This is a genomic window from Actinoplanes sp. NPDC051470 (assembly GCF_040682035.1).
Lineage (GTDB): Bacteria > Actinomycetota > Actinomycetes > Mycobacteriales > Micromonosporaceae > Actinoplanes.
In genome coordinates this window covers 896,103-911,360 of record NZ_JBFBAA010000001.1, presented here as the reverse complement: position 1 = coordinate 911,360, position 15,258 = coordinate 896,103, and the positions used below count along the sequence as shown (strand labels likewise).

At 71.8% G+C, this 15,258-nt stretch carries 14 protein-coding genes; 8 read left to right on the top strand and 6 right to left on the bottom strand.

Annotated features, from left to right (window positions below; all coding sequences use genetic code 11):
* Nucleotides 1-23: 23 nt before the first annotated feature.
* Nucleotides 24-1,022, bottom strand: a complete 999-nt coding sequence (locus tag AB0M54_RS04470) for an ATP-binding cassette domain-containing protein (RefSeq protein WP_364469050.1) — start codon at nt 1,020-1,022, stop codon at nt 24-26.
* A gap of 2 nt (nt 1,023-1,024) precedes the next feature.
* Between AB0M54_RS04470 and AB0M54_RS04465 the strand changes: the two genes are divergently transcribed.
* From AB0M54_RS04465 to AB0M54_RS04450, 4 genes are all read left to right on the top strand, one after another.
* Nucleotides 1,025-1,744, top strand: a complete 720-nt coding sequence (locus AB0M54_RS04465) for an ABC transporter permease subunit (RefSeq protein WP_364313165.1) — start codon at nt 1,025-1,027, stop codon at nt 1,742-1,744.
* Nucleotides 1,741-2,460, top strand: coding sequence for an ABC transporter permease (locus AB0M54_RS04460; protein ID WP_364313168.1), 720 nt, complete (start codon nt 1,741-1,743; stop codon nt 2,458-2,460). The genes AB0M54_RS04465 and AB0M54_RS04460 overlap by 4 nt, the downstream gene beginning before the upstream one ends.
* Before the next feature lie 146 nt (nt 2,461-2,606).
* Nucleotides 2,607-3,605 (top strand): glycine betaine ABC transporter substrate-binding protein, encoded by a 999-nt coding sequence (locus AB0M54_RS04455; RefSeq protein WP_364469048.1) that lies wholly within the window; start codon nt 2,607-2,609, stop codon nt 3,603-3,605.
* Nucleotides 3,606-3,744: 139 nt separating this feature from the next.
* The gene (locus AB0M54_RS04450; protein ID WP_364469046.1) at nt 3,745-5,883 is read left to right on the top strand and encodes a hypothetical protein; all 2,139 of its coding nucleotides are present in this window, start codon (nt 3,745-3,747) and stop codon (nt 5,881-5,883) included.
* Here the strand turns inward: AB0M54_RS04450 and AB0M54_RS04445 are convergent, their stop codons facing one another.
* Nucleotides 5,884-7,008: an NADH-quinone oxidoreductase subunit D gene (locus AB0M54_RS04445; protein WP_364316989.1), complete on the bottom strand. Its 1,125-nt coding sequence runs from the start codon at nt 7,006-7,008 to the stop codon at nt 5,884-5,886. It lies immediately after the preceding gene.
* A gap of 14 nt (nt 7,009-7,022) precedes the next feature.
* Entirely contained in the window at nt 7,023-8,417 is a 1,395-nt protein-coding gene (locus tag AB0M54_RS04440) for an SAM-dependent methyltransferase (RefSeq protein WP_364469044.1), read from the bottom strand.
* 76 nt (nt 8,418-8,493) lie between these two features.
* Between AB0M54_RS04440 and AB0M54_RS04435 the strand changes: the two genes are divergently transcribed.
* The 3 genes from AB0M54_RS04435 to panD are packed head-to-tail and all read left to right on the top strand — an operon-like array spanning nt 8,494 to nt 10,579.
* Entirely contained in the window at nt 8,494-9,357 is an 864-nt protein-coding gene (locus AB0M54_RS04435; RefSeq protein ID WP_364469042.1) for a Rossmann-like and DUF2520 domain-containing protein, read from the top strand.
* The gene (panC, locus tag AB0M54_RS04430; protein ID WP_364469040.1) at nt 9,354-10,184 is read left to right on the top strand and encodes a pantoate--beta-alanine ligase; all 831 of its coding nucleotides are present in this window, start codon (nt 9,354-9,356) and stop codon (nt 10,182-10,184) included. Before AB0M54_RS04435 ends, panC begins: the two co-directional genes overlap by 4 nt.
* The gene (panD, locus tag AB0M54_RS04425; protein WP_364313185.1) at nt 10,184-10,579 is read left to right on the top strand and encodes an aspartate 1-decarboxylase; all 396 of its coding nucleotides are present in this window, start codon (nt 10,184-10,186) and stop codon (nt 10,577-10,579) included. Before panC ends, panD begins: the two co-directional genes overlap by 1 nt.
* 5 nt (nt 10,580-10,584) lie before the next feature.
* On the opposite strand, the gene AB0M54_RS04420 is transcribed toward panD, so the two are convergent.
* From AB0M54_RS04420 to AB0M54_RS04410, 3 genes are all read right to left on the bottom strand, one after another.
* Nucleotides 10,585-12,231 (bottom strand): L-aspartate oxidase, encoded by a 1,647-nt coding sequence (locus tag AB0M54_RS04420; RefSeq protein WP_364469039.1) that lies wholly within the window; start codon nt 12,229-12,231, stop codon nt 10,585-10,587.
* A 47-nt stretch (nt 12,232-12,278) separates the two neighbouring features.
* Nucleotides 12,279-13,160, bottom strand: a complete 882-nt coding sequence (locus AB0M54_RS04415; RefSeq protein ID WP_364313191.1) for a septum formation family protein — start codon at nt 13,158-13,160, stop codon at nt 12,279-12,281.
* A gap of 205 nt (nt 13,161-13,365) precedes the next feature.
* Nucleotides 13,366-13,728 (bottom strand): hypothetical protein, encoded by a 363-nt coding sequence (locus AB0M54_RS04410; protein ID WP_364313194.1) that lies wholly within the window; start codon nt 13,726-13,728, stop codon nt 13,366-13,368.
* A gap of 594 nt (nt 13,729-14,322) precedes the next feature.
* On the opposite strand from AB0M54_RS04410, the gene nadC reads away from it, so the two are divergent.
* A complete protein-coding gene (gene nadC, locus AB0M54_RS04405) occupies nt 14,323-15,180 on the top strand; it encodes a carboxylating nicotinate-nucleotide diphosphorylase (protein WP_364469037.1) in 858 nt (285 codons plus the stop codon).
* Nucleotides 15,181-15,258 lie beyond the last annotated feature (78 nt).

Below are 15,258 nucleotides of genomic sequence, written 5' to 3'. Positions count from 1 at the left end.
ATATGGAGGCTCTCCGGTCCGGCCTACCCGGCGTGGGGCGCCTCGAAGATCGCCGAGCGGGAGACCGTGCCGACCGGTTTGTCGTTCTCGACGGCCAGCACGTTCAGGGCGTCGGCGGTCAGCATCGCGGCCAGGGCGTCGTAGAGCGTGCCGTCGGCGCTCACGGCCGGCAGCCGCTCGAGGTCCTCCACCCGGCCCAGCGGTCGCAGAGCGGTACGCAGCGGCGTCACGGTCAGTCGCCGGATGCCCCGGTCGGCGCCCACGAAGTCGCGGACCGTGTCCGAGGACGGCGAGCCCAGCAACTCGGGCGGCGCGGCGTACTGCAGCAACCGGCCACCCTCGCCGAGCACCGCGATCCGGTCGCCCAGGCGTACCGCCTCATCGATGTCGTGGGTGACCAGCACGATGGTCTTGCGAACCGCGGCCTGGAGCCGCAGGAACTCCTCCTGCAGCCGGCCGCGCACGATCGGGTCCACCGCCGAGAACGGCTCGTCCATCAGCAGCACCAGCGGGTCGGCGGCGAGCGCCCGGGCCACCCCGACGCGCTGGCGCTGGCCGCCGGAGAGCTCGTTGGGGTAGCGGCCGCCGTAGCGACCCGGGTCGAGGCCGACCAGGTCGAGCAGTTCGTCGGCGCGTTCGTTGACCCGCTTCTTGGGCCAGCCCAGCAGGCGCGGCACGGTGCCGACGTTGGTCCGGATGCTCTGGTGCGGGAAGAGGCCGACGTTCTGGATCACATAGCCGATCCGGCGGCGCAGGTCGACCGCGTCCTGACCGGTGATGTCCTCGCCGTCGATCAGGATGCGGCCCTTGGACGGCTCGATCAGCCGGTTGATCATCCGCAGCACGGTCGATTTGCCGGAACCGGACGGGCCGATCAGCACGACCAGCTCACCCGCGGGTACGTCGAGGCTGATGTCGCCGACCGCCACGGTCCCGTCGGGATAGACCTTCCCCAGGTTCTCCAGCGTGATCGAGGCCGCGGTGCGTCCTGCGCCGGAGTCGGTGATCGCGGTAGCGTCCACGTATGTCCTTCCTGTCGTGGGGTCTCGCGGCGTCCCCGCTGGCCGCGCCCGCTGAAGACGGGCCTGGAAATCCGTGGTTCTCCTGGCGATACATCCACGACAACGCCGACGCCATCCTCGACAAGTTGGTCTTCCACGCCGGGCTCACCGCCGAGACGGTGCTCATCGCGCTTGTCGTCGCCGTGCCGCTCGCGGTCGTCGCCTACTGGATACGCCCGCTGACCGGCCCGATTCTCGCACTGTCCGGCGTCCTGTACACGATTCCGTCGCTGGCTCTGCTCGCGCTTCTCGCCCCGGCGCTGGGCACCACCAACGTGACGTCGGTCCTGGTCGCGCTCGTCCTCTACGCCCTGCTGGTGCTGGTCCGCAACTCGCTGGCCGGGCTCAGCGGCGTTTCCGACGAGGTCCGAGACGCTGCCGCGGGCATGGGGTACGGGCGGGTCGGCCGGCTGTTCCGGATCGAGCTGCCGCTGGCCCTGCCCGGCATCATCACCGGCCTCCGGCTGGCCACGGTGTCCACGGTCGCCCTGGTCACGGTCGGTTCGCTGATCGGGCAGGGCGGGCTCGGCGACCTCATCCTGGGCGGCTTCCGGAACAACTTCTACAAGGCACAGATCCTCACCGGCGCGATCCTCTGCGTCGCCCTGGCTCTGGTGCTCGACCTGGTGCTGGCCGGCGTCGGCCGGCTGCTCACGCCGTGGACCCGGGGCAGGACCTCATGAACTACTTCCAGCAGGGCATCACCTGGCTGAACGACCCGCTGAACTGGACCAACCCCGGCGGCCTGCTCGAACGGCTGGGCGAACACCTGGCCATCAGCGCGCTCGCCGTGCTGCTCGGCTGCCTGATCGGCTGGCCGATCGGCATCTGGCTCGGACACCGCGGCAAAGGCGGTGGCGCGGTGATCACGGTGGCCAACCTCACCCTGGCCATCCCCACGCTGGCGCTGCTCACCATTCTGCCGCTCACCCCGCTCGGCTTCGGCCGGCCGCCGGTGGTGGTCGCGCTCGCCGTCTTCGCCATCCCGCCGCTGCTGGCCAACGCGTACACCGGCCTGCGGCAGATCGACCCCGAGACCCGGGACGCGGCCAAAGGCATGGGCCTGTCCGGCGGCCAGCTGCTGCGCCAGGTCGAGCTGCCGCTCAGCGTGCCCTACCTGGCGGCCGGTCTCCGCACCGCCGCGGTGCAGGTGGTGGCCACGGCGGCGCTGGCCGCGTTCGTCAACGGTGGCGGCCTGGGCCAGATCATCAGCGCCGGGTTCGGCCTCGGCATGAGCCAGGGCGGCGGCGGCCAGATCGTGGCCGGCGGCATCGTGGTCGCGCTCCTCGCGCTCGTCGTCGAGGGTCTGCTGGCGATTCTTCAGCGAGCGGTCACCCCGAAGCCTCTGCGGGTTCGCCGGCGGCGCCGGTCGCCCGCGGCGGCGGTACCGGCTGGGTAACGGTCGCCACACCACCTGCGAACTTGTCATACCGAGCAGGTAGGAAGGGCAGTGGAAGATTCATACGGGCATCGGCCCCTACCGACTCGCCCGTCGGACACGCGGCCCGGCCTCATGGCCGAGCCGGGACACAGAAGGCGGCAGTAATGCGTCGACACCTGCTCTTGACGGCCACCTCGTTGACGGCGGCCGTCCTCATCCTCTCCGGCTGTGGCGACGCCGGTTCCTCGGGCACCGAGGCCCCGGCGGCGAGCGCCTCCGGCGCCGGCTGTGCTCCGGTGGCCGGTGACAAGCTCGTCGTGCTCGACGATGACAAGAAGCTCCAGAACACCGACAACGTGCTTCCGGCGATCAACGCCAAGTCGTCCAGCCCCGAGCTGATCGCGGCGCTCGACAAGGTCTCGGCCGCGCTCGACACCCCGAAGCTGATCGAGCTCAACAAGGCGGTCGACGTCGACCGCAAGTCGTCCAAGGCGGCGGCCCAAGAGTTCGCGACGGCCAACAACGTCACCGCGGGCATCACCAAGGGTAAGGGTGGCGCCCTCACCGTCGGCTCGGCCGACTTCGCCGAGAACGCCACGCTGGGTGAGCTCTACGCGATCGCCGCGACCGCGGCCGGTTACACGGTCAAGACCCAGACGATCGGCAACCGCGAACTGTACGAGCCCGCGCTCGAGAAGGGCGACATCGACGTCGTCCCCGAGTACGCCGCGACCCTGGCCGGCTTCCTGAACGGCAAGGTCAACGGCGAGAAGGCGGCCGACCCGTCCTCGCCCGACCTCGACAAGACGGTGGCCGCGCTGACCGAGCTGGGCCAGAAGTCGGGCCTGGTCTTCGGCAAGCCGTCGACCGCGCAGGACCAGAACGCGTTCGCGGTCACCCAGGCGTTCGCCGACAAGAACGGCGTGAAGTCGCTGTCCGACCTGGCCGCCAAGTGCTCCGGCTCGGCCACCGTGCTCGGCGGTCCGGCCGAGTGCCCGCAGCGGCCCAAGTGCCAGGCGGGCCTGGTCTCCACCTACAACTTCCAGGCCGGCAAGTTCACCTCACTCGACGCCGGCGGCCCGCTCACCAAGACCGGCCTCAAGCAGGGCACGGTCAGCGTGGGCCTGGTCTTCAGCTCGGACGCCGCCCTGGCCGCCGGCTGACCTGACTGTGCACTCAGGCTGCGAGAACCGGGCCTGACCGCCGAACCCGCAGGCGAAACGGGCAGCGCTGGGCATGATCACCAAGATGCCCGGCGCTGCCCGTTTCGTGCCCGGTTGAGGGTGAGTAACATCGGCGTCCATGTCATCCGACCGGATTGCTGAAAACGGGCAGAACGCACGACTGCTGCGTGCGCTCGTCTGGGGCGGCGTGAGCCTGGCCCCGGTGGCGGCCCTGGTCGTGATGCTCGGCGACAGCCAGGGGCCGATCCGGTTCGCGGTCCTGCTGGTCGCGGTGTGCGTGGTCCTGGTCGGCGCGTCCCTACTGGTCCGCAACGACCCGGCGCTGCTGCAGATGCATGTCGAAGACCGGGTGGCCGAAGAGGTGGGCGCGCTCCGCGAGGAGATGCGCTCCGAGATCGCCACGGTCTCGGCCCGAGTACGAGCAATGCCGGCCGCGCCGCCCCGGGCCCTGCCGCCTCAGGCCCTGCCGCCACACCCGGGCGCGGCGCCGCCGCGCGAACCCGGCCAGCGCACCGGCGCACGCCCGGCACCCAACCCGGGCAGCGCCCACGGCGTCGGTCCGGCGCATGGCGCCCCGGCACACGGCGGGCCGGCACACGGCGCCCCAGCACACGGCAGCGGCTCGGTCCGCGGTGGCGCTGGTCATGGCGATGTTGCTCATAGTCGTGCGGTTGTTGGTGGCGCTGCGGTCGCCGGCGGCGCGGTCCATGGCGCGGCGTCCAACAGCAGCGGCGTGGTGGTGAGCGGCGGTGCTGCTCGTGGCGGTGCTGCTCGTGGCGGTGCTGTAGTCGGCGGTGCTGCGGTCGGAGGTGCCTCGGTTGCCCGCGCTGCGCGGGTGGCCTCGTCGCCGGGGTGGCCTCAGGACGCTCCGGCGGTAAGCCCGGTCGATCCGCTGGGCGACTTTTCCGACTTTTCTGATGGGGCGGATCCGGCCGGTGTGCCGGGACTGTCCGGTGCGGCCGGGCGGCCGGGGTCGCAGGTCCGGCCGGTGCACGGTGGACGGTCGGCCGGTGGCGCAGCCGTCCCGGGCCAGCCGCCCGTCCCAGGTCAGCGGTCCGTCTCAGGTCAGCGTCCTGGTCCCGGTCAGCGGCCCGGTCCCGGTCAGCGCGGTGGCCGGGGCGCGGCCCAGGTGCCGCCGCCGATGGCACCGGACTTCCAGGCGCCGCCCGACGAATCTGTGCCGTCGCAGGGCGGCACCTATGGAGCCCCGCGCGGTCCGAGGCCCGGCCCAAACCCGCCCCACCCCGGCGGTCGCCCGATTCCAGGCCGTCCGCCGCAGTCCGGGCACGTCGTCGCACCCGGGCGTGTCACCGGTCCCGGCATGCGCCCGGCTCAGCCCCGGCCGCAGCCGGCCGTCCGCCGTGCCGGCGAGGTCTACGGCGCGGTGGAGGCCGCCGACGCGATCCACGGCTCCGGCGACGACTTCCACTCCGGCGACATCCATCGGTCCGGGGACATCCATCGGTCCGGCGCCGCCGAGCGGGCCGGGGAGATCTATGGCTCGGGTGACGACTTCCACTCCGGCGAGATCTACGGGTCGGGTGACGCCGAGCGGTCCGGGGAGATCTATGGCTCGGGCGACGGTTACCGGTCGGGTGCGAGTTACCAGTCGGGCGAGGCCGAGCGGTCCGGAGACGTCTACGGCTCGGGTGACGGCTATCAGTCCGGTGACATCTACCAGGCCGGAAGCGTGGACCGGCCCGGGGAGATCTACGGTTCGGGCGACTCCTACCAGTCCGGTGACGGCTACCAGCCGGGCGAGGTCTACCGGTCCGGGGACGGCGAGCGGTCCGGGGAGGTCTACGGTTCGGGCGCCGACTACCAATCCGGTGACGGCTACCAGGCCGCCGACGCCTATCAGGCCGGCGACGACTACGCCGCCACTGACGGCTATCAGCCCGCCGACGCCTATCAGTCCGGTGACGCCTACCAAGCGGCTGACGCCTACCAGGCCGGCGAGGTCTACGGGTCGGACGGAAGCGGAGGCGCGGGCGGCGTCTACGGCGCGAGTCGCGGTGTCGACGACTCAGGCGCCCTGCCGGACGATCAGAGTGGCGGCAAGCGGCGCGCCGATGTCACCGCGGTCGACCTCGGCTACACCGGTAAGAGGGCCAAGCCCGACCCGAACGCCGTGGCGATCGAGGATGACGGCTACTACGGCAACGGGAACTACTGGGAGGCCGGGAACTTCGGGAACGTCGACGAGGGGTACCCGGGGTGGACCGAGGCCGAGGAGCGCCACGGCAAGAACTGGTGACTACTTGTCGATGTCGCCGACGACGAAGAACATCGAGCCCAGAATCGCGATCAGGTCGGGCACCAGGCAGCCGGGAATCAGCGTGGCCAGGGCCTGCACGTTCGCGTACGACGCGGTGCGCAGCTTGAGGCGCCACGGGGTCTTCTCGCCCCGTGACACCAGGTAGTAGCCGTTGATGCCGAGCGGGTTCTCGGTCCACGCGTACGTGTGACCCTCGGGCGCCTTGACCACCTTGGGCAGCCGTACGTTGACCGGGCCGCTGATCGTGTCCACCTTGGCCAGGCACTGCTCGGCGAGGTCGAGCGACGCGTACACCTGGTCGAGCAGCACCTCGAAGCGCGAGTGGCAGTCGCCGGCGGTCCGCGTCACCACGGGCACGTCAAGCTGGTCGTACGCCAGATAGGGCTCGTCCCGCCGCAGGTCGAGGTCGAGTCCGCTGGCCCGGGCGACCGGTCCGGACGCACCGTACGCCGCCGCCTGCTCGGCGGTCAGAACGCCGACTCCGACCGTACGCGCCAGAAAGATGTCGTTCTTGCGGATCAGGCGGTCGAGGTCGGGCATCCGGCGACGGACCTGCCCGATGGCCTCCCGCGCGCGCCGCGTCCAGCCGGCCGGAACCTCCTCCTTGAGGCCGCCGACCCGGTTGAACATGTAGTGGATGCGCCCGCCGGAGACCTCCTCCATCACCGCCTGGATGGTCTCCCGCTCGCGGAACGCGTAGAACATCGGCGTGATCGCGCCGATCTCCAGCGGGTACGAGCCCAGGAACATCAGGTGGTTGAGCACCCGGTTCAGCTCGGCCAGCGCCATCCGCAGCCAGACCGCGCGCTCCGGCACCTCGATGCCCATCAGCCGCTCGACGGCCAGCACCACGCCCAGCTCGTTGGAGAACGCCGACAGCCAGTCGTGCCGGTTCGCCAGCACGATGATCTGCCGGTAGTCGCGCACCTCGAACAGCTTCTCGGCGCCGCGGTGCATGTAGCCGACGATCGGCTCGCACTCGATCACCCGCTCACCGTCCAGGGTGAGCTTGAGGCGCAGCACACCATGCGTGGAGGGGTGTTGCGGCCCGATGTTCAGCACCATGTCGGCGGTGTCGAGCCCCGCGCCGGTGCCGACCGTCATCTCCCGCACATCACTCACCCGAGCATCGTGCCACGCGCGCTTTCCTGGAGACCGACCGCGCCTTCGCCGAGCCCACCCGACTGCCGCAGTCGCCCTCGTTCGTTCTCGCCCAGCCCGACCGACTGGAGCAGCCACCAGTGCCCGCCCAGCCCGTCCGGGTCGGTCAGCTCGGCCGCCGCCCCCGCCCCGCTCAGCGCCCGCAGGTAGGCCGCCGGGTCCCTGGCCGCAAGATCAAGCGGTGGTCGCGCGCCGTCGACCCCGAGCGCTCGGAGCGCCTCCCGCTGGGTGATCAGCGTGTACGGCCACCCGCCCGCAATCGCCACCGCGTCCATGGCGACATGCGCCGTGACATCGCACGACCCGTCGGGCACCGGCGCCACCTGCCGCCCACCCCGGAAACCGGTCAACGTCCCGTGCCGCGGCCTCTCACCCTTGCGGTGCCCATAGTCGACGGCCAGCGCCACACCCTTCCGCAGCGCCCCGACCGCCTCACTCCACGCCGCATCCCGCGTCCAGCCGATCTCCACCCGCTCGCCCGGGCGCGGATCGGGCCACCACCGCGCACACCAGACCCGATCATCCGCGCCCACCGCCGGCCCGGCCGTCTCCTCACCCGTGCCGGCATCGACGAGAACCCGCCGCAACCGCCCCGCGGCATCCACCTCGGCGGCATCGAGCGGCACGTTGTCCAGCCATTCCGTGGCCAGAATCGCCCCGGTCACCTGGTCGGGGAGGGTCGATCGCCACGAGATCCGCGCATTGAGCCCGTCCGGCCGGGCGGCCTTCTCGACGCCCACGAGGCGCACCCGCTCGATCAGTGGCGCCGGCTCGGCCTGTGGCGCCGGCTCGGCCTGTGGCGCCGGCTCGGCCTGTGGCGCCGGCTCGGCCTGTGGTGCCGGCTCGGCCTGTGGTGCCGGCTCGGCCTGTGGTGCCGGCTCGGCCTGTGGCGCCGACTCAACCCGTGGCGCCCGTTCAAGATCGTTTTGACTCGACGCGGCCCCCGCCGCCACCCCCACCCCGTGCACTGGGTGGGTGGCAACGTAGCGGGCGGATGCGACGTTTTCCGGTGGTTGTCCACAGGGCGGCTCGGGTGTGGATAAGTCGGTGCTGCTCAGCGCCGCGAGCAGGGCCGTCAGCAACTCGCCCCGTCCGGCCCCGACATCGACCACGTCAAACACCGCCGGATGCCCGAGCGCCGAGTCAACACGGTGCAGCAGCCGCGCCACCGCCCCCGCGAACAGCGGCGACGCATGCACGCTGGTCCGGAAATGACCACCCGGCCCGGGCGATTCCCGCACGAAGAAACCATCCGGCCCATAGAGGGCGGCTTCCATCGCCACGCGCCACCCGACCCCGTTCACCCCGTCACGGTAGGCCACCCGCCTCGCACCTGGTGGAGTTGGCCACATCGGTTGTTTCCGGGCGGTGGAACGGGCGCATACTGGCAGCCGACCGGTACCCCTGTGATGAGGACTGGATCTATAGATGAAGACTGAACCGCTGGTCATCGGCGTGGTCGGCGCCGGGCGTGTCGGTGCCGTGCTGGGCGCGGCGTTGCGTGCGGCCGGGCACCAGGTGGCTGCCACCGCCGCCGTTTCCACCGCCTCCCGCGAGCGGGCCGAGCGCCTGCTTCCGGGCGTGCCGGTCCGGCCCGCTGACGAGGTCGCCCGAGCCGCTCGAGATCTCCTTCTGCTCGCCGTCCCGGATGATGCCCTCCGCGGCGTGGTGGCCGGCCTGGCCGACACCGGCGCGCTGTCCGAGACCCGCATGGTCGCCCACACCTCCGGCGCTCACGGCGTGGCCGTCCTCGGTGATGTGACGGGCCTGGCCCTGCACCCGGCGATGACCTTCACCGGCGAGCCGGCCGACCTCGACCGCCTGCCGGGCATCGCCTGGGGCGTCACGGCCGACGACCGCGGCTTCGCGACCCGGCTGGTGGCCGATCTGGGCGGTGTCCCCGAGTGGATCGCCGAGGCGCAGCGGCCCCGTTATCACGCGGCGCTGGCCCACGGCGCCAACCACCTGGTGACGCTGGTCAACGAGGCCGCCGCGATCCTGCGGGCGGCCGGCGTGGAGCACCCCGAGGCGGTGCTGCGCCCGCTGCTCACCGCGGCCCTCGACAACGCCCTGCGGCTGGGCGACGCGGCGCTGACCGGCCCGGTGTCCCGTGGTGACGCGGGCACCGTCCGCCGCCACCTCGAGAACCTCCCGGCCGAGTCCTTGCCGACGTATCTCGCCCTGGCCCGCCGCACGGCCGACCGGGCCATCGCCTCCGGCCGCCTCCGCCCTCAGGACGCGGCCCATCTGCTGGACGTGCTGTCCCACGTGACGACGGAGGCGGCCCGATGACCGAGCTGGTGGAGACCAAGGCGGGGCTGGACAAGGCCCGCAAGGCGATGCCGGGCACGGTGGCCGTGGTGATGACCATGGGCGCCCTGCACGACGGCCACCGCGAACTGATGCGCGCGGCCCGGAAGAACGCCGACCGGCTGATCGTGACGATCTTCGTGAACCCGCTGCAGTTCGGGCCGGACGAGGATTTCGGGCGCTATCCCCGTACCCTCGAAAAAGATCTTGAGGTTTGCGCCGCCGAAGGGGCCGACGTGGTGTTCGCGCCCAGCATCGACGAGATGTACCCGGGCGGGCGGCCGGCGGTGCGGGTCGAGGCGGGCGCGCTGGGCGAGGTCTTCGAGGGCGCCAGCCGGCCCGGCCACTTCACCGGCGTGCTGACCGTGGTGTGCAAGCTGCTCCAGCTGACCCGCGCCGACCTGACGTTCTTCGGCGAGAAAGACTTCCAGCAGCTCGCGCTGGTCCGGCGGATGGTGCGTGACCTGGACATCCCGGTCGAGGTGCGCGGGGTGCCGACGGTGCGCGAGCCGGACGGCCTGGCCCGCTCCAGCCGCAACCGCTACCTGTCCGGGGCCGAGCGCGAGGCCGCCCTCACACTGTCCCGGGCGCTGCGGGCGGGCGCGGCTCAAGCCACGGCCGAGGGCGCGCTGTCGGCCGCTCGCAAGATCATCGACGGGGGTACGGGCGTCCGGCTCGACTACCTGGCCCTGACCGACCCGCTGCTCGGCCCCGCGCCGGCGACCGGACCCGCCCGCCTGCTCGTGGCCGCCCGGGTCGGCACCACCCGCCTCATCGACAACCTCTCGCTCGACCTGGAAGGCTCCTGATGCAGCGCACCATGCTCAAGTCCAAGATCCACCGCGCCACGGTCACCCAGGCCGACCTGCACTACGTCGGCTCGGTCACGGTCGACGAGGACCTGCTCGACGCGGCCGACATCCTGCCCGGCGAGAAGGTCGCGATCGTCGACGTGACGAACGGCGCCCGCCTGGAGACGTACACGATCCCCGGCGAACGCGGCACCGGCGTGCTGGGCATCAACGGCGCCGCCGCCCACCTGGTGAAGCCCGGCGACCTGGTGATCCTCATCGCCTACGGCCAGATGGACGATGCCGAGGCCCGCGCCTACCGGCCCCGGGTCGTGCACGTGGACGCGACCAATCGGATCCTCGACCGCGACAGCGACCCCACCAGCGCCGCTCCGGGCGTACCCGGCGTGTAAGGCCCTTAGCCCATCTCCTCGAACGTCTGCGCCAGCCGGCCGCGGGAGTCGATGGCGTCCAGCAGGTGCCCGCGCCACTCGTCGGCCGCGGTCGGGTAGTCCTCACGCCAGTGGCAGCCACGCGTCTCGAGGCGCGTGGTGGCCGCGGCGACCAGCGCCGACGCCACGGTCAGCAGGTTCGTCGACTCCCAGGCGGCGTTGTGCGGCCGGGAGCGCTCGCCGCCCAGCCGGGTCAGCTCGGCCGCCGTCGCCGCCAGCGAGTCGGCCGACCGCAGCACGCCGGCGCCCCGGGTCATGGCCCGTTGCAGGTCGGGCCGCGCCGTGGCCGGGATCACCCACGAATCCGCCTTCGCCGCCACCGGGTCGGCCTGAGCCGGCAGGTCACGCGCGATGTCCTCGGCGATCCGCCGCGCGAACACCAGCCCCTCCAACAGCGAGTTGCTGGCCAGCCGGTTGGCGCCGTGCACGCCCGTGCAGGCCACCTCGCCGCACGCGTAGAGCCCGTCGATGCTCGACCGCCCGTGCAGATCGGTGCGTACGCCGCCCGACGCGTAGTGCGCGGCCGGCGCCACCGGGATCAGCTCGGTGGCCGGGTCGACGCCCGCCGACCGGGTGGACGCCACGATCGTCGGGAACCGCTGCTCCAGGAAGTCCTTGCCCAGGTGGCGGGCATCCAGGTAGACGTGGTCGGCCCCGGCCGCGCGCAGCACCCGGTGGATGCCCTTGGCCACCACGTCCCTGGGCGCCAGCTCGGCCAGCTCGTGCTGACCCACCATGAACCGCTTGCCGCTCTCGTCGACCAGGTGGGCCCCCTCGCCCCGCAGCGCCTCCGAGATCAGCGGCCGCTGCACCGAGGTGACGTTCGCGGTCATGAACGACGTCGGGTGGAACTGCACGAACTCCACATCCGTGACCGTGGCGCCGGCCCGCAGCGCCAGCGCCACCCCGTCGCCGGTGGACACCGACGGGTTGGTCGTCGACGAGTACACCTGGCCCATGCCGCCGGTCGCCAGCACGACCGCCCGGGCCAGGATCGCGCCCACGCCGTCGTCCGTGCCCTCGCCCAGCACGTGCAGGGTGATGCCACAGGCCCGCCCGTTCGGGGTGCGCAGCAGGTCGAGCACCAGAGCGTGCTCGACCAGCCGGATCCACGGATCCCGGTGCACCGCCTCGTGCAACGCCCGCTGCACCTCGGCCCCGGTGGCGTCGCCGCCCGCGTGCACGATGCGGTCGGCCCGGTGCCCGCCCTCCCGGGTCAGCATCAGCGACCCGTCCGGATGCCGGTCGAACGCGGCCCCGAGGCGCATCAGCTCGCGTACCCGAGCCGGCCCTTCCTCGACCAGGACCCGGACCGCACGGGGATCGCAGAGCCCGACCCCCGCGATCTCGGTGTCGAAGGCGTGCGCCTCCGGGGTGTCGAGCGGGTCGAGCACCGCCGCGATGCCGCCCTGGGCCCAGCGCGTGGACCCGTCATCGATGTTGACCTTGGTGACCACGGTGACGTGCAGCCCCTGCTCCCGCAGATGCAACGCGGCGGTCAGGCCGGCCACGCCGGAACCGACCACCACGACGTCGGTGGTTTCGGTCCAGCCCGGCTCGGCGGCGGCCAGACGACGGGGCAATGCGGGGAGATCCATCCGCTCAGTGTTCATCGACCGGACGACGGTTTCGACAGTCGGGCCGCGAATAGTGCGCTGAGTTACTTGTACTGAACCGGCAGACCCTTGGCGCCGGCCCCCTTGAGCGAGGCGGTCAGCTCGGCCCCCTCCAGCCACAGGTAGCAGCGCACCCCATGATCACCGAGCCGCCACACGTCCTCACCGCCCGGCAGCGACACCACGCCCGTCCGAAATTGCAGGTCAGCGTCGTCCGGTACCTTGGCGAAGGTCGCGATCAGCTTCCGGCACCCGGTGTGGAAGGCGGCCCACTGCTTGTCGGTCTTCGGGTAGGTCAGATTCCCCGCGTTCCAGACCCCCACGAACTCGGCGTTGTGCTTGGCGCCGCAACTAACTCCCGGCATCGTGCTGATCGCGTTCTTCGAGTCGAGCTGAATCGCGTAGCACCCCAGCCGCAGCGCCGACCCGCTCGCCGCCAGCGAGTCCTTGACCGTGCCGAGCCGCATGACCAGCCCGCCGTCATCCTCGATCGAGCTGATCTCGAGCACCTCGCACCGGAACCACCGCGCCCCACCGGTCCAGGCCGCCGGCGACGGGTGCGTGACCCCGATCCAGAACCGTCCCGTCCGCCAGGGCCCGCCCACGTATGCGGTGGTCCTGGCGTCGCAGATCTTGTACGTGGCCCGGGCGCCCGCAGAGCCGTCGGCCGGCGGGGTGTCCGCCTCGGCGGCCGGTGCGGCGTACTCGCCGACGTACACGGTCTCGGTCCGGTGCTTGAGGTCGCAGTCCACCTCTTCGTACGCGGCCCGCGTCCCCGTCGTCGAGAAGTTCCCCAGGTGACACGTGTCCGTCGTAGGCGTGAACCCGGTAGGCGCCTGGATCGCACCCCACCCGTCGGTCAGGTTCCCGTCCACGCCACCCGGTCTGCCGCAGCCGGCCAGCGCCAGACACAGCGCAGCGACCACCCACCCCCGGTACCGCACGGGCCCCCCGATCGATGTCCGTTTTGTCGATCATAGGCGGGTTGTCGGCGCAGCTCAGGCGCTTTCTGCAGATCCACATTCAAGATCAAGATGTCGTAGCCGGGTGGGGCGTACAGGCCGCAGCTCCCGCCGAGGCCGGGCGCGCGGCTCCAAGGCCGCGGGCGGCCAGAGCAGAGCCGCGCACCCTTCATTCTGAGTGAGTGGTCCGGCCGGCAACCCACGGCCACGCCCGCCACGCGACCACCACCGACCCGACCGCCAGCAGGCTGATCACGCCTTGCGCAACCCGGGCCACCATCCCGCCGTCAACCAGCCGATAGGTCGCATACCAGTTGGCCGCCGCATCCGTCGCGAACACCAGAACGGCCAGCCAGAGCCCTGCCACCCGCCGCCCGACCAACAACCCGGCAACGAAAAAATCAACCACAGTGAGCAGCGTGAAGTACCCCGCCAACCACCCCGGCGCCCAGGCATAGGGCGGCCACCCACCACCGACCACCTGCGCCACATGCACCACGCCGCCATAACCCAGCACAAGCGCCTGACCCACCACAGCAACGCAAACTCCCCGTGGCACCCCATCCCAAAGCCGCCGCATCCCCACCCTCCCGCCGCGCCCCCGTGGCGTCGCCGTCCTCACGCCGCGCATCGCTCTTCTCCCGCGCCCGGGCCTTGCGCCGCGCATCGCAGTTCGCCCGCGCCCCGGCTCCGCCGCGCAGTTCGCCTCTACCGCCGCCTCGCGCCGCGCATAGCAGGTCCCGCGCCGCGCCGGGGCCTTGCGCGTGTTCCGCAGTTCGTCCTCTGCAGCGTCTCTGTCCTCTCGCGTGAATCGCAGTCCCGGCTCCTCGGGGCGTCGCGCCGCGCATAGCAGGGCTCGTGCCGCCGCCGCGCGCACCTCGCCGAGGCGCCGCACCTTCACGCCGCCGCCGCTCACCTCGCGCCGAGGCGCCGCACCTCGCGCCGCGCGTCGCAATTCGTCTGCGCCGCGTTGCCTGTCGAACCAACCGCCACCCACCCCCCACCCCGGCACTGGGTGGGGTCGAATGTAGGCCGCGAATTCGACGTTCTTGTTGCAGTCCACAGGGACGGTTGTGTGTGGTTGGCCTCGGTGCGGCCGCCCGCCGCCGGTGGTTAAGTGGTGATCGTGAACAGGACGGGGCTCGACGCGGAAGCGGTGCAGCGGATTGTCCGGACGGCGTTGGCCGAAGACCTGGGCGATCCGCCGCGTGATGTGACCAGCGAGGCGACCATCCCGGCCGACCAGGTCGACACCGCCGATCTCGTCGCCCGGGCGCCCGGTGTCGTCGCCGGCCTGGTCGTGGCCGGGGAGGTCTTCGCCGTCACCTCGCAGGGTGCGGCCACCTTCGAGCAGCGGGTGGCCGATGGCGTGGCCGTCGTCCGGGGCGATGTGCTCGCCACGATCACCGGGCCCACGCGCGCCCTGCTCACCGCCGAGCGGTCGGCGCTCAATCTGCTCTGCCGGATGTCCGGCGTCGCCACCCACACGCGGCGCTGGGCCGATGTGCTGGCCGGCACCAAGGCGACCGTTCTGGATACCCGGAAGACCACGCCGGGGCTGCGGGCCCTGGAGAAGTACGCGGTACGGGCCGGCGGCGGCACGAACAAGCGGATGGGCCTCTACGACGTCGCCATGATCAAGGACAACCACAAGCTGGCGGCGGGCAGCATCACGGCGGCCTACCGGCGGGTTCGTGAGGCGTTCCCGGATGTGCCGGTGCAGGTCGAGGTGACCACGGTGGCCGAGGCGGTGGAGGCGGTGGAGGCCGGCGCCGACTTCCTGCTCTGCGACAACATGAGCCCTGAGCTGCTGACCGAGGTGGTGGCGCGGGTGGGTGACCGGGCCGAGCTGGAGGCCACCGGCAACCTCACGCTGGAGACGGCCGCGGAGTACGCCGCCACGGGCGTCGACTACCTCTCGGTGGGCGGGCTGACGCACTCCTCGCCGATCATGGACATCGCCATGGACCTGAGATCCCGATGATCGGAGCAAGGGCGCGCTGAGGAAGAGAGCGGAAGGAGCGAGGGGAGCGGTGAGCGACAAGGCGCGGCGGGGCGAGAT

Coding starts and splice junctions, on each gene's coding strand:
- AB0M54_RS04420 (WP_364469039.1), bottom strand. CDS start 12,231: ATGAACACTGAGCGGATGGATCTCCCCGCATTGCCCCGTCGTCTGGCC.
- AB0M54_RS04450 (WP_364469046.1), top strand. CDS start 3,745: ATGTCATCCGACCGGATTGCTGAAAACGGGCAGAACGCACGACTGCTG.
- AB0M54_RS04445 (WP_364316989.1), bottom strand. CDS start 7,008: ATGACGGTCGGCACCGGCGCGGGGCTCGACACCGCCGACATGGTGCTG.
- AB0M54_RS04465 (WP_364313165.1), top strand. CDS start 1,025: ATGTCCTTCCTGTCGTGGGGTCTCGCGGCGTCCCCGCTGGCCGCGCCC.
- panD (WP_364313185.1), top strand. CDS start 10,184: ATGCAGCGCACCATGCTCAAGTCCAAGATCCACCGCGCCACGGTCACC.
- AB0M54_RS04435 (WP_364469042.1), top strand. CDS start 8,494: ATGAAGACTGAACCGCTGGTCATCGGCGTGGTCGGCGCCGGGCGTGTC.
- AB0M54_RS04440 (WP_364469044.1), bottom strand. CDS start 8,417: ATGTGGCCAACTCCACCAGGTGCGAGGCGGGTGGCCTACCGTGACGGG.
- AB0M54_RS04460 (WP_364313168.1), top strand. CDS start 1,741: ATGAACTACTTCCAGCAGGGCATCACCTGGCTGAACGACCCGCTGAAC.
- AB0M54_RS04455 (WP_364469048.1), top strand. CDS start 2,607: ATGCGTCGACACCTGCTCTTGACGGCCACCTCGTTGACGGCGGCCGTC.
- panC (WP_364469040.1), top strand. CDS start 9,354: ATGACCGAGCTGGTGGAGACCAAGGCGGGGCTGGACAAGGCCCGCAAG.